Genomic DNA, 12,564 nt, shown 5'->3' with positions numbered 1-12,564 from the left:
GATGCCTTGATCACAGCGCACCCCCGGTGCGCCGCTGTCATTACGGCGACCTCTATAGCAGCGACCACGCCCATGCCAATGCAGCGAAATCCGTCATGACGGGTTGATGCGGGGCGATCCGCTGTTAAAGAGCGCGTCCAGAAACGACTGTGCTCATTGGCGCAGCGATGACGGCAAAAGGATGACCGGTAATGAAGCTGCTCTCTGGCAATTCGAACCGGACTCTGTCCCAGGCTATCGCCAACCATCTCGACATGCCGCTGACCAAGGCTCAGGTGAAGCGATTCGCCGATAACGAGGTTTTCGCGGTCATCGAGGAAAACGTCCGCGGCGAGGATGTCTTCATCCTTCAGTCGACCTCCTATCCGGCCAACGACAACCTGATGGAGCTGCTGATCATGACGGACGCCCTCGTGCGGGCGTCGGCGCGTCGGATCACGGCCGTCATGCCCTACTTCGGCTACGCCCGTCAGGACCGGAAGACCGGCGGCCGGACGCCGATCTCGGCCAAGCTGGTGGCCAACCTGATCACCCGCGCGGGCGCCGACCGCGTCCTGACGATGGATCTGCACGCCGGCCAGATTCAGGGCTTCTTCGACATTCCGACCGACAACCTGGTGGCGACCCCGGTGCTGGCCCAGGACGTCAAGGACCACTATCCGCGCGGCGACGACCTGATGATCGTCTCGCCCGACGTCGGCGGCGTGGTGCGCGCCCGCTCGCTGGCCAAGCGTCTCGACGCCGACCTGGCCATCGTCGACAAGCGCCGCCCCAAGGCAGGCGAGAGCGAGGTCATGAACATCATCGGCGACGTCGAAGGCCGCCGCTGCATCCTGTTCGACGACATCGTCGATTCGGGCGGCACCCTGGTCAACGCAGCCCAGGCCCTGATCGACCGCGGCGCGACCGAGGTCTCGGCCTACATCAGCCACGGCGTCCTGTCGGGTCCCGCCGTCCAGCGCGTGACCAACGGTCCGCTCAAGGAGCTGGTCATCACGGACTCCATCGATCAGCCTGACGAAGTTTTGAACTGTTCGAAAATTCGCACGGTTTCCGTCGCTCCCCTGATCGGCGAGGCTATCCGCCGTATCGCCAACGAGGAATCGGTCTCGAAGCTGTTCGATTAACCTTCGAATAACCATTCCCTCAGCGATATAAGACGCATCAGTTTCAGGAGCGCGCATTGCGCCCCGCGTTCGATCTTGAGGGAAGTTCGCCGATGTCCCAGGCCTCCTTGCGCCGCGGCCTGTCCGTCGTCGCCATCGCCGCCGCCGCCGTCCTGGCCAGCTGTTCGACGCCTGAACCGGAAGCGCCGCCCCCGCCGCCCGCGGTGACGCCGCTGCCGGCCGTGAGCCTGAACGAGAGCGTCGCCCAGGCGGCGTCGGTCTATGTCGGCTTCGTGCGGGAGGTCAGCACCATCCAGGGCGGCTTCCCCGACGCCGAGTCCATTCAGGCGGCCATTCGCAAGGGCGCGGCCTATGAACCCGGCCAGCTGTCGCGCGGGATGATCGCCTACGGCTCGATCCTGGCCCTGCAATCGCCGGAATACGTCGCCGGAGTTCGCCAGTTCGCCTCCACGCCCGCCCTGCGTCAGCAGATGATCGCCAGCATCGTGGCAGACCCCGCCTACGCCGCCACCCTGCCCGGCGCCCAAGCGGCCGCTGGCCTGATCACCTCGACCATGGGCAAGGACATCGCCACCCTGACCGCCATCGCCGAGGCGGTGGAGGGTGACGCCTACACCATTCAGGAGCGTAACGATCCGCGCCGCCGCTGGGCCGTGCAGCCCGTGGCAGATCGCGTGGGTCGTCTGGAGGGAGCCAAGACCCTGTCCGTCTCGCGCCTGCCGTCGGCCGAGGAAAGCGCCCGCCTGTTCGCCGCCGCCAACAGCGGCTCGGGCCTGAATCTGACGCCCGCGCAACGCGGCGCGCCCTTCACGCCGGCCGTGGTCAACTCCCTTGCCATCGCCGCCCTGGCCGCCCTGGGCGCCGCGGGCGACGACGCACGGACCAATACCGACGCCTTGTCGAGCGAATCGAACAACGAGTTCTGCCTCAACATGTCCAAGTTGATGCTGTTCCAGTGCCTGGCCGCCTCGCGCCCCAGCTACGAGGACATGTTCTGCACCGGCCGCCACATCGTGCGCGATCTCGCCACCTGCACGGCCCAGTACACCGGCCCCGTGCCCGTTCAGACGACGCCGGCGGTGACTATCGCCGAGACCAATCCCACCCCGGGAAGCGGCATGAACTGATATCCGGCGGGCTGAAACCACCGGGGCGGTTGCGTCGCCCCCCGGTTCCGTGTAATAGCCCGCCCTCTTGAATTCGAGGGTTCATGACCCCGCTGCGCGGGCCCCGGTTGGCGCGGCGTTACTGTTGTTGTTGAGGCGAGCCCGATGGCCGAGATCATTCTGAACGTTGACGTCCGTGAAGGCGTGGGTACCGGCAGCGCACGTGCTGTCCGTCGCTCGGGCGCCGTGCCCGGCATCCTGTACGGCGGCGACAAGGCCCCCGTCTCGATCTCGGTGAACGAGAAGGACTTCCGCAAGTCCCTCTACACCGGCAAGCTGCTGGGCCACCTGGTGACCCTGAAGTACGGCGAAGAGACCCAGCCGGTCATCGCCAAGACCGTTCAGTTCGACCCGGTGTCGGACCGTCCGCTGCACTTCGACCTGATGCGCGTCGACGCCAAGGCTCCGGTCAAGATCGAAATCGCCGTTCACTTCAAGAACGCTGACGAGGCGCCCTTCACGCGCGCCGGCGGCATGCTGGAAGTCGTCCGTCACTCGGTCGAGATCATGGTCGCCGCCGACCAGATCCCGGAAGAGCTGGTCGTCGACCTGAAGGGTCGCGAGGTCGGCGAAACCATCCGTATGTCGGACATCACCCTGCCCAAGGGCGCCTCGGCCACCATCACCGACCGCGACTTCGTGATCGCCACGATCAAGAACTCGGCCGCTGGTCAGTCGGAAGCCGGCGACACGACGGCTGAAGCCGAAGCCTAATCAGCTTCTTCTTCGGAAGAGTTCAGCCCCGCCCGGTTCGCCGGCGCGGGGCTTTTCTTTGCCCAGAGCACAGGGCATGAGGACCGCATGATCATCATCGCAGGGCTCGGCAATCCGGGCGCAAAATACGAGAAGAACCGCCACAACATCGGCTTCATGGCCGCGGACGAGATCGCGCGCCGCTGGCGCTTCGGCCCCGAGCGAGCCAAGTTCCAGTCCATCGTCAGCGAGGGCGAGGTCGACAGCGCAGACGGCCCGGTCAAGGTCCTACTGATGAAGCCCCAGACCTATATGAACGAGAGCGGCCGCGCCGTCGGCGAGGCGGCGCGTTTCTACAAGATCAAGCCCAGCGAGGTCATCGTCTTCCACGACGAGATCGATCTGGCGCCGGGTCGCTTTCGCATGAAGACCGGCGGCGGCGCGGCGGGCCAGAACGGCATCCGCAGCCTGATCAGCCACCTGGGCGCCGACTTCCGCAGGGGCCGCATGGGCGTCGGCCATCCGGGCGAAAGCCACCTGGTCATGCCGCACGTCCTCGGCGACTTCCACAAGGCCGAGAAGCCCTGGCTGGACGCCCTGCTGCAAGCCTGCGCCGACGCCCTGCCCTTCGCCGTGACTGGCGATGACGAACGCTATCAGGGCGAGGTCATGCGCCTGGCCCCGGCGCCGAAGTTCAGCCCCAGGCAGGCGGCCAAGGGCGAGTAGCGGCCTCCCCCTCCCGATGGGAGAGGGTCCGCCCTTAAATCAATCCGACGTCGTCCACGCCGCCGCCAGCGTCGCTGCGCCGTTGGCGGGGACGGTCAGGGTCCAGACCGGATAGCCAGTGTCGTCGATGCGGCTGCGGATCGACTGGCTGCGGATACGGAAGCCGCGCGCCATCGCCGCGTCGGCGACCAGTTCGACCGTGACAGGCTCTGAACGGGCGTTGGTGACGATGGTCTCGATCTCGGAACGGTTCGTCTCCACCGCGCCGCGCGTAGAGCTGGTCGATTTCACCAGTCGCGTCTGCACCCGCACATCAGGCGATTCGCCAAAGGACAGCCGCACGGGCAGACCCACGCCCTTGTCGACAAACCGATCCTGGCCGGCCAGCAGGACGCCGCCCGCCCCGTCCGGCTGCATCACCGCCACCGAGCCGCCCGGCAGGGCCACACCGAGGCCGGCGGCTTCCTCGTTCCTGAGCTTCAGCACGATGTCGGTCGGACGCGTCTCGCCATCGGCATTCTGCACATAGGCGCGGTAAACTCGCTCATAGGCCACGCCCTCGCGCTCCAGGAAACGCACCTGCTTGGTCTGCCGCGCGGCCACCGTGGTCGGTTCCGGCAGGGTGTAGATCTTGTAGTCGCCCAGTTCGCCCTGCTCAGCCAGCTTCGGTGCACGCGCCACACGGCGGCCTGTAACAACGACTTCCGCCAAATCCAACGAAACAGGGCTCATTGGAGCAGGCGGCGGGGGCGGCGGAGGCGCGCCATATCCGTAACTAACCTCGCCCGAGCCGAAGGTCGTCGTGCCCTGAGGCCAGCACTGGTTCTGCTGATAGCGCACCACCGGCTCCACCGGCACGGTGCCGTCATCCTTCCTCAGCGTCCCGGCTACCACCTGCACCGGCGCATCGGGGAAGCCAGTCCCGCCGAAATTGGCCAGGGTCAGCCAGCCGGTCAGGTCCAGCGTTCCGTCGCTTGGATCCAGCCGCGCCACATAGTCGGCCGACCACTGCAGGCCCGTCGCCAGATAGGCCAGGGTGACGGTGTGCCGCCCGGCTCGCTCCGCGCGGGTGCGGACGGACAGCACCGGCTGGTCGCCCAGCCCCTCGGGCACGCGGTCGAAGATGATCCGCTCAGTCTGGCCCGAGCAGTCCAGGGCCTCGAAGCGGCCGTCGATCTCCAGCACGGTCCCTTGCGCGCCCGCGCGGATGACGGCGGCCTTTTCCACCTGTTCGCCGGTCGCGGGATTGGTGCGCACGACGCGGACCACCTCGCCCACCGACTTCTCCATCAGGCTGGCGGGGGACAGCAGGTCGAAGTCGGCGTTGCGCTCGACCACATGGGCGGGCAGGCCCTCCAGCACAGCGCTCTGGGGCACGACGCCGGTCGCCAGACCGCGAAAGCGAATGATCCCCTCGCCCGCCGGCAGGTCCACGGTGCGCGTCTCAACGATCAGGGCCAGCCCCTCGCGGTCCAGCCGATTCCAGGGCTGACGCGACTGTTCCATTAGGGCGACTGTATCGACCGGACGGTCGCGATAGATCACCACCGTCGCCCCGTCAGGACGCGCAGAGACGCTTTCGGTCTGCGCCCACACAGAGGGCGCCAGAACGGTCAGGGCCGTGGTGATCGCCAGAAGGCGGCGCATAAGATCAACCGCCCGTGGTGATGGTCGCGGTCAACTTCGTCTCGCCATTGGCGGGCACGGGCACGCGCCAGACCACGGTGCGGGCGTCGCGCATCTCGCCCGTGATGCTCTGATCCGTCAGTTCGGTGTCGCGGCCCAGACCGCGCTGGCGCACCTCGACCGTCACCGGCTCGGGCCGAGCGTTGCGGACGGTGTATTCCATCGCATAACGGGTGCGGAAATAGTCAACCCACCGTTTCGACACCCGCTCGGACGAGACCAGACGCGGCTGCACCGTCACGTCAAAGGCGTCGCCGGTCGTCACCACGATCTCGGACCCGGCCGGCGAGTGATCGACCTGATCCTCACCGATGAAGCGCGGCTCGCCCGCCTCGTCCTTCACATAGACGCGCATGACCCCGGCCGGCAGGGCGCGAGCGGCATTGCCCGAGCCGTTGCTGAAGATGACCCCGACCTCGGCCGCGACCGGCTCCTCGGCGCTGTTGAAGCCGTCGACGACGTTCAGGTAGCGCTTGGTCGCGCGCACGCCCGCCGCATCGATCAGGCCGACCTGCTTGGTCTGGTTGTTGGCCACCGTGACGGCTTCCGGCAGCGGATAGACATAGACGTCGGCCAGCGCACCCTGCCCGCCCGTCTGCGTGCCGTTGCCGCGCACCGAACGGGGCGGCTGGCCGTAGCGGGGGTTGTAGCCGTTGTTGCCGTTGATCAGGTTGACGTCGCCCGCCACCACCCGCGTCTGCGCGTTCGAGAAGGTCGCCCCCGAGTTGTTGGTGATGGTGATCCAACCGGTCAGGTCCAGCTTGCCCGCCTTCTCGTCAAACCGCGCGACATAGTCAGCCTTCCATGCCAGGCCGGCGGTCAGATAGGACAGGGTCGTCTCGCGACGGCCGGCGCCCTCGGCGTCCAGTGTGACGCTGAGCGTCGGGCGCGGGCGCAGGTTGGCGGGCACGCGGTCGAAGATGACGCGGGTCGGCACGCCGTCGTCGCGCAGCACTTCGATCCGATCGCCGATCTGCAGCACCACGCCCTGATTCGCCGCCAGGACGCGGGCCCGCTCGGTCTCCTGCGCGCCCGAGCCGGGGTTGGTGCGGACGATGCCGATGTCCCCGCCGACGGCGCTTTCCATCAGCTTGCCGGGCGTCAGCAGGTCATAGTCGAAGTTCTGCTCCACCACCGACAGGCCGCGCCCCGACAGGCCGACCGTCTCGGGCCGGATGCTGGCAGACACGCCCGGAAACTCCTGACGCGATCGCCCGGCGGGCACGTTCAGGTTCCGCACGTCCTCCACCAGGGCGATGTTCTGATTATAGACGGTCAGGGAGACACGGTCGGGACCGCCCGGCCCCTCCTCCACCTGTTGTGCGACCGCGGGCGCAGCCAGCAGCATGGCGACGGCGAAGGGTCCGAGAGCGCGGATCATGTGGTCTTCCCTGAGCTTGTCCGACGGCCACGCTGACACGGAGAAACAGCCATTGTCGAGGGTGCGCGACGTCCCGTCGCTATAGCTTCACGATGGGGGAAGGTTTAAGCCCCGGATCGTGACCCGGTCCCAGAGTGAAAACTGGTCGACAGCGCGCTCGCTGGCCTTCCTGGCCGCGACGTTCGCCATCGTGATCGGAACCCTTCTCCCGTTCGCGGCGCTGGCGGCCTCGGTGCCCGGCCAGCCTCTTGTCATCTGCTCGGTCGAGGGACCACAGACTATCCAGTCGGGCGGCGTCGACGGCCCGATCAACGAGCACGTGGGGGCCAAGTGCGCCGCCTGCGTCATGCCCCTGCTGGCCGCCCTGCCAGAACCGCCCGCCCCGGCGCCCGCCCCGGCCGTCCGCATGGTCGAGCCGGTCTCCTATACGCCTTTCCGCGTCAGCGCCCCGCCCCCGGCTCGCGCCCCGCCGCGCCCGCCGTCCACCGCCCCTCCGCACGCCTGAAACCAGAGCCATCGATGCTGCGCGCCCGCACAGGGCCGCGCAGTCGCCTATCTGCTTTCAGGATTTGATCTTCCATGTCTTTCAAGACCACTGCGGCGCCGTGCGCGCTGCTCATCGGGGCCTGCCTGGCGCCGGCCTTCGCCCATGCTTCCGAGGCTGAGGGCCCCACGACCGTCGTCGACAGCATCATCGTCACCGGTCGCCGCAACGCCGAAGACCCCGCCGTCGTGGCCGAGGCGCGCGACCGCCTCAGCCGCACCCCCGGCGCCGTGGCCGTCGTCTCGGCTGAAAGCTACGCCGACCGCTTCGCCCAGGGCTTTGCCGACACGCTCAGAAACGTCCCCGGCGTTCTGGCCCAGAAACGCTATGGCGAGGAAAGCCGCCTCTCCATTCGCGGGTCGGGCATCGCTCAGGGCTTCCACCAGCGCGGCGTCCTGCTGGCCCAGGACGGCGTGCCCTTCGCCGACGCCGACGGCTTTTCCGACTTCCAGGGCGTGGACGCCTTGAGCGCCCGCTACATCGAGGTGTGGAAGGGCTCGAACACCCTGCGCTTCGGCGGGGCGCAGCTGGGCGGTGCGATCAACCTGGTCACGCCGACCGGACGCACGGCCCTGCAGCGGACCTTGCTGCAACTGGAGGGAGGCAGCTTCGGCTCCGTGCGCGGCCACGCCGCCGTGGCCCGCACGCACAACGACTGGGACGTCTACGCCGCCGTCACTGGGATGCAGAGCGACGGCTGGCGCGACCACAGCCAGCAGTCGCAGGGCCGCCTGACGGTCAACGCCGGGCGTTCGTTCGGCGATGACCGCGAGGTGCGCCTGATCGCCCAGGCGGCGGACATCAAGCAGGACATCCCCGGCGCCCTGACGCTGGATCAGGCGCTAAAGACCCCGCGCATGGCCTCCGCCTCCGCGCTGTCGGGCGATCAGGCCCGCGACCTGACAGTGAAGCGCCTGACCCTGCAAACGCGCTGGCGCTTCAACGAGTCCACCCTGTTCGAGGGCGCGGTCTGGGGCTGGGAGAAATCCCTCTATCATCCGATCTTCCAGGTTGTGGATCAGGACAGCGCCACGCGCGGCGCCTTTGGCCGCATCGACTGGAACGGTCAGGTCGCCGGCCTGCGCGCCGACGCCTTCTATGGCTTTTCGTGGCGAGAGGGCGATCTGGACGGACGACGCTACGTCAATATCGCCGGCAATCGCGGAGCGCTGACCGCCAAGGCCAGGCAGGAAGCGACCGGACTGGACGTCTTCGCCGAGGGCCGGTTGTTCGTCACCGACCGCCTGGCCGTCGTGGCGGGCGGGTCCTGGGGCCGGGCCACGCGCGACTATCAGGACCTGCTAGCCCCCGCCAATGACGACAGCATCGACTACGACTGGTTCTCGCCGCGTCTGGGCCTGTTGTGGGAAACTGAGGACGGCGCCCAGGTCTTCGCCAACGTCACCCGTTCGGTCGAGCCCCCGACCTATGGGGCGCTGGTGCAGGCCCCGCTGACCGGCTTCACCCCGGTTCAGGTTCAGGACGCCTGGACCGCCGAGATCGGCACGCGCGGCCGACGCGGGTCACTGGCCTGGGACCTGACGGCCTATCGCAGCCAGATCGACGGCGAGATGCTGAACTTCATCACCGGGCCCGACATTCCTGCCGCCACCTTCAACGCCGACAGGACCATTCACCAAGGCATCGAGGCCGGTCTGGACTGGCGCCTGCCTTACGAAATCGCCGACGGCTCCTTGCTGCTGCGCCAGACCTGGAACTGGAGCGACTTCCGCTTCGACGGCGACGCGCGCTGGGGCGACAACCGCCTGCCGGTCGTGCCTGAGCACCAGTATCGGGCCGAGCTGACCTGGCGCCATCCTACGGGCGTCTTCGTCACCCCCTCGGTCGAGTGGCGGATCAGCAGCCCCTACGTCGACTACGCCAATACGATGAAAGCGCCCGACTACGCCCAGCTGGGTCTGACGGGCGGCTTCAACATCGGCCCGAACGCCTCGGTCTACGTCGATGCGCGAAACCTGACGGACGAACGTTACGTCGGCGAGTTCTCGGCCGTGACCGATGCCCGCTCTGCGTCGACCGCCGTCTTCTTCCCCGGCGAGGGCCGTTCGGTCTTTGTCGGCCTGCGGCTGGCCTATTGATGGGCCGCTCCCCTTCGATGCAGGCCAGGGCGCCGGACATGATGTCCGGCGCCTATCGGGCTGTCTGGCGCTGGCACTTCTACGCCGGCGTGCTGGTGATGCCCTTCCTGATGCTGCTGGCGCTGACCGGCGGTCTCTACCTGTTCAAGGACGAGATCGATCAGGTCGCCAATCGTCGGATGATCCAGGTGGCTCCGGCGACGACGCAGGCTACGCCGGAAGCCTGGGTCGCCAGCGCGGCCGCCGCCGGCGGCGGGCGCGCAGCCAATGTCCTGCTGCCCGCTGCGCCCGATCAGGCCGTGCGTGTGCGCGTCGATCAGCCCAACGGGGTGCAGAAGACCGTCTTCGTCGATCCGCACACGGCCCGCGTCACCGGCGTCATCCCGTTTGGAGGCCTGACGGAAGTCATCAAGAAGCTGCACTCCCTCAGTCTCTTCGGCGGGGCTACGGGCAAGGTTCTGAACATCCTGATCGAGATCGTCGCCGGATGGACCATCGTCCTGTGCGCCACGGGTCTTTACCTGTGGTGGCCGAGGCGGCGTCAGGGCGCCGTGCTGGTCCCACGAGAAACCGACGCGCGCCGTCGCCCGTTCTGGCGCGACTTGCACGCCCTGGTCGGCCTCTATGTCGGCGGGATCATCCTGTTTCTGGCGGTGACGGGCATGCCATGGTCCGCCGTCTGGGGCGATCAGGTCATGGGCGCGGTCAAGGCCGGCGGCTGGGGCCGTCCCCCCGCGCCTGTGGCCGGCGCCTGGCAGAGGGCCGAGCATCACGATCACCCCGCAGGCGCCGGATGGACCATGGAGGGCGTCGTCCTGCCTTCACCCAATGGAGCCGCCCAGAGCCTGAGCACCGTGGTCGCAGCGGCCGAAGCCAGCCGCCTGCCGCGCCCCTATACGGTGTCGATACCGGCCCAGCCCGGCACGGCCTATACCGTCACCGCTCAGGTCCGTCGGGTGCAGGACAGCCGCTCCCTCTATGTCGACCCAGCGAAGGGCTCGGTTCTGGCCGACATCGGCTTTGACCGCTTCGGCCCCGGCGCCAAGGCCATCGAATGGGGCGTCTACACCCACCAAGGCACGCAGTTCGGCCAGATCAACCGACTGATCATGCTGGCGGGCTGCATCGGCGTCTGGCTGCTGGGCGTCAGCGGTCTGATGATGTGGTGGAAGCGCCGCCCGCCCAGCCTGTCCCGCGCCCGCCTCGGCGCGCCGATCGCTCCTACCGGTCCCCGCGCGCGGTTCGCCGTGCTGGGGATCGTCATCCCGCTCTGCATCCTCTATCCCCTGACGGGACTGAGCCTCGTGACCGTCCTGCTGCTGGATTTCGCTGCACGACGCCTCATGCGGCGCCGCCCCGCCGTTTCCTGAACTTGAAGAGACCCGCCATGAAACGTCTTCTAGCCCTGTCCACCTTCCTCGGCCTCGCCGCCTGCGGCCAGCCCGCCGACAAGCCGGCCGAAGCCGCCGCCGGACCCGGAACCGTCACTGTCGCCGACGCCTGGTGCCGCCCGACGCCGAACGGGGCCAAGGCCGGCGGCTGCTACGTCACCCTGACCGCCGGATCGGACGACCGCCTGCTCAGCGTCTCGACCGCCCTGGCCGAAAGCGCCCAGATCCATGAGATGAAGATGGAGAACGGCGTCATGAGCATGAGCGAGCTGAAGGACGGCCTGCCCCTGCCTGCCGGTCAGAAGATCGAGCTGAAGCCGGGTTCGACCCATGTGATGCTGATGGGCCTGCGCGATCCTCTGGTCGACGGCGGGATCGCCTCCTTCACCCTGACCTTCGAGAAGGCCCCCGCCATCGGCGTCCACGCGGCGATCAAGCAGCCGCCGGTGGTCGATTCGGAGGAGTAGTCGCACACGCGTCCTTCCTCCCCGCGTCATGGGGAGGAAGGACCGTTGCGTCCCCGCACCTGACAAACGGGGCTGAACCCGCTAAAGGCTCGCGCTCACGAGGAATCCCATGGCTCTTAAAGTCGCGATCGTCGGCCTGCCCAACGTCGGCAAGTCCACCCTGTTCAACGCCCTGACCAAGACGGCGGCGGCCCAGGCCGCCAACTATCCGTTCTGCACCATCGAGCCGAACACTGGCGACGTGGCCGTGCCGGAAGCCCGCCTGAACACCCTGGCGCAGATCGCCGGGTCGAAGGAAATCATCCCCGCACGGATCACTTTCGTCGACGTGGCCGGTCTGGTGCGCGGGGCCTCCAAGGGCGAGGGTCTGGGCAACCAGTTCCTGGCCAATATCCGCGACTGCGACGCCGTGGCCTTCGTCGCCCGCTGCTTCGTCGACGACGACATCACCCACGTCGAGAACCGCATCGACCCCATTTCAGATCTCGAGATCATCGAGACCGAGCTGATGCTGGCCGACCTGGAAAGCCTGGAGCGCCGTCGCGTTCAGGTCGAGAAGCGCGCCAAGGGCGGCGACAAGGAATCCCAGCTGACGCTGAAGCTGATCGACGCCGCGCTGGAGAAGCTGCGCGACGGCAAGCCCGCGCGTCTGGCCGAGGTGTCCAAGGAGGACAAGAAGGCCTGGGACATGCTGCAGCTGCTGACCGCCCTGCCCGCTCTCTATGTCGCCAACGTCGAGGAAGCCTCGGCCGACAAGGGCAATGAGCTGTCGGACCTGGTGGCAAAGCGCGCCGCCGAGGATAACGCCAACTCGGTGGTCATCTCGGCCCAGATCGAGTCGGAAATCGCCGTCCTGGACGACGAGGAGCAGAAGGAGTTCCTCGAGACCCTGGGTCTAGAAGAGCCTGGCCTGAACCGCCTGATCCGCGAAGCCTACAAGCTGCTGGGCCTGCAGACCTACTTCACCGTCGGTCCCAAGGAAGCCCGCGCCTGGACGATCCCGGTCGGCGCCACCGCCCCGCAGGCCGCCGGCGTCATCCACACCGACTTCGAGAAAGGCTTCATCCGCGGCGAAACCATCGCCTACGACGACTATGTCGCGCTGAAAGGCGAAGCGGGGGCCAAGGACGCCGGCAAGATGCGCGCCGAAGGCAAGGCCTATGTCGTCAAGGACGGCGACGTGATGCACTTCCTGTTCAACAACTAGGGCTTCTCCGCTTCAGTTGAGAATTTCTGCAAGGCCGCCCGTCGGGCGGCCTTGCTAGCGTCTGGGCCTCACCATCG

The 12,564-nt window shown here is 67.6% G+C and carries 11 protein-coding genes; 9 read left to right on the top strand and 2 right to left on the bottom strand.

All coding sequences use genetic code 11. The annotated features are described in order from the left end of the window. Positions 1–191: 191 nt before the first annotated feature. The 4 genes from B4A39_RS04055 to pth all read left to right on the top strand — a co-directional run bounded on the left by B4A39_RS04055 (position 192) and on the right by pth (position 3,712). On the top strand, positions 192–1,127 hold the full coding sequence (locus tag B4A39_RS04055; protein ID WP_292033535.1) for a ribose-phosphate pyrophosphokinase: 936 nt from the start codon (positions 192–194) through the stop codon (positions 1,125–1,127). Between the two features lie 92 nt (positions 1,128–1,219). Continuing rightward, the gene (locus B4A39_RS04050) at positions 1,220–2,254 is read left to right on the top strand and encodes a hypothetical protein (RefSeq protein WP_292033533.1); all 1,035 of its coding nucleotides are present in this window, start codon (positions 1,220–1,222) and stop codon (positions 2,252–2,254) included. 144 nt (positions 2,255–2,398) lie between these two features. Beyond that, entirely contained in the window at positions 2,399–3,007 is a 609-nt protein-coding gene (locus tag B4A39_RS04045; RefSeq protein WP_292033531.1) for a 50S ribosomal protein L25/general stress protein Ctc, read from the top strand. 87 nt (positions 3,008–3,094) lie between these two features. Further along, positions 3,095–3,712 carry an aminoacyl-tRNA hydrolase gene (gene pth / locus B4A39_RS04040; RefSeq protein ID WP_292033529.1) on the top strand — a complete coding sequence of 206 codons (618 nt, stop codon included), beginning with the start codon at positions 3,095–3,097 and terminating at the stop codon, positions 3,710–3,712. Between the two features lie 39 nt (positions 3,713–3,751). Here pth and B4A39_RS04035 read toward each other — a convergent pair whose 3' ends face one another. Together B4A39_RS04035 and B4A39_RS04030 are read right to left on the bottom strand one after the other, a co-directional pair. Continuing rightward, on the bottom strand, positions 3,752–5,359 hold the full coding sequence (locus B4A39_RS04035) for a DUF4139 domain-containing protein (protein ID WP_292033525.1): 1,608 nt from the start codon (positions 5,357–5,359) through the stop codon (positions 3,752–3,754). 4 nt (positions 5,360–5,363) lie between these two features. Then, positions 5,364–6,779, bottom strand: a complete 1,416-nt coding sequence (locus B4A39_RS04030; protein WP_292033522.1) for a DUF4139 domain-containing protein — start codon at positions 6,777–6,779, stop codon at positions 5,364–5,366. A 118-nt stretch (positions 6,780–6,897) separates the two neighbouring features. Between B4A39_RS04030 and B4A39_RS04025 the strand changes: the two genes are divergently transcribed. From B4A39_RS04025 to ychF, 5 genes are all read left to right on the top strand, one after another. Then, on the top strand, positions 6,898–7,284 hold the full coding sequence (locus tag B4A39_RS04025; protein ID WP_292033519.1) for a hypothetical protein: 387 nt from the start codon (positions 6,898–6,900) through the stop codon (positions 7,282–7,284). Between the two features lie 74 nt (positions 7,285–7,358). Continuing rightward, positions 7,359–9,422, top strand: coding sequence for a TonB-dependent receptor family protein (locus B4A39_RS04020; RefSeq protein WP_292033518.1), 2,064 nt, complete (start codon positions 7,359–7,361; stop codon positions 9,420–9,422). Continuing rightward, positions 9,422–10,792 carry a PepSY-associated TM helix domain-containing protein gene (locus tag B4A39_RS04015; RefSeq protein WP_292033514.1) on the top strand — a complete coding sequence of 457 codons (1,371 nt, stop codon included), beginning with the start codon at positions 9,422–9,424 and terminating at the stop codon, positions 10,790–10,792. Before B4A39_RS04020 ends, B4A39_RS04015 begins: the two co-directional genes overlap by 1 nt. 17 nt (positions 10,793–10,809) lie before the next feature. Continuing rightward, the gene (locus tag B4A39_RS04010; protein ID WP_292033511.1) at positions 10,810–11,280 is read left to right on the top strand and encodes a copper chaperone PCu(A)C; all 471 of its coding nucleotides are present in this window, start codon (positions 10,810–10,812) and stop codon (positions 11,278–11,280) included. A 109-nt stretch (positions 11,281–11,389) separates the two neighbouring features. Continuing rightward, on the top strand, positions 11,390–12,487 hold the full coding sequence (ychF, locus tag B4A39_RS04005) for a redox-regulated ATPase YchF (RefSeq protein WP_292033508.1): 1,098 nt from the start codon (positions 11,390–11,392) through the stop codon (positions 12,485–12,487). Positions 12,488–12,564 lie beyond the last annotated feature (77 nt).

Source organism: Brevundimonas sp. UBA4553 (genome assembly GCF_002387245.1).
Lineage (GTDB): Bacteria > Pseudomonadota > Alphaproteobacteria > Caulobacterales > Caulobacteraceae > Brevundimonas.
Note: the sequence above shows the minus strand (reverse complement) of the source record. Positions and strands in the feature narration are given on the sequence as shown.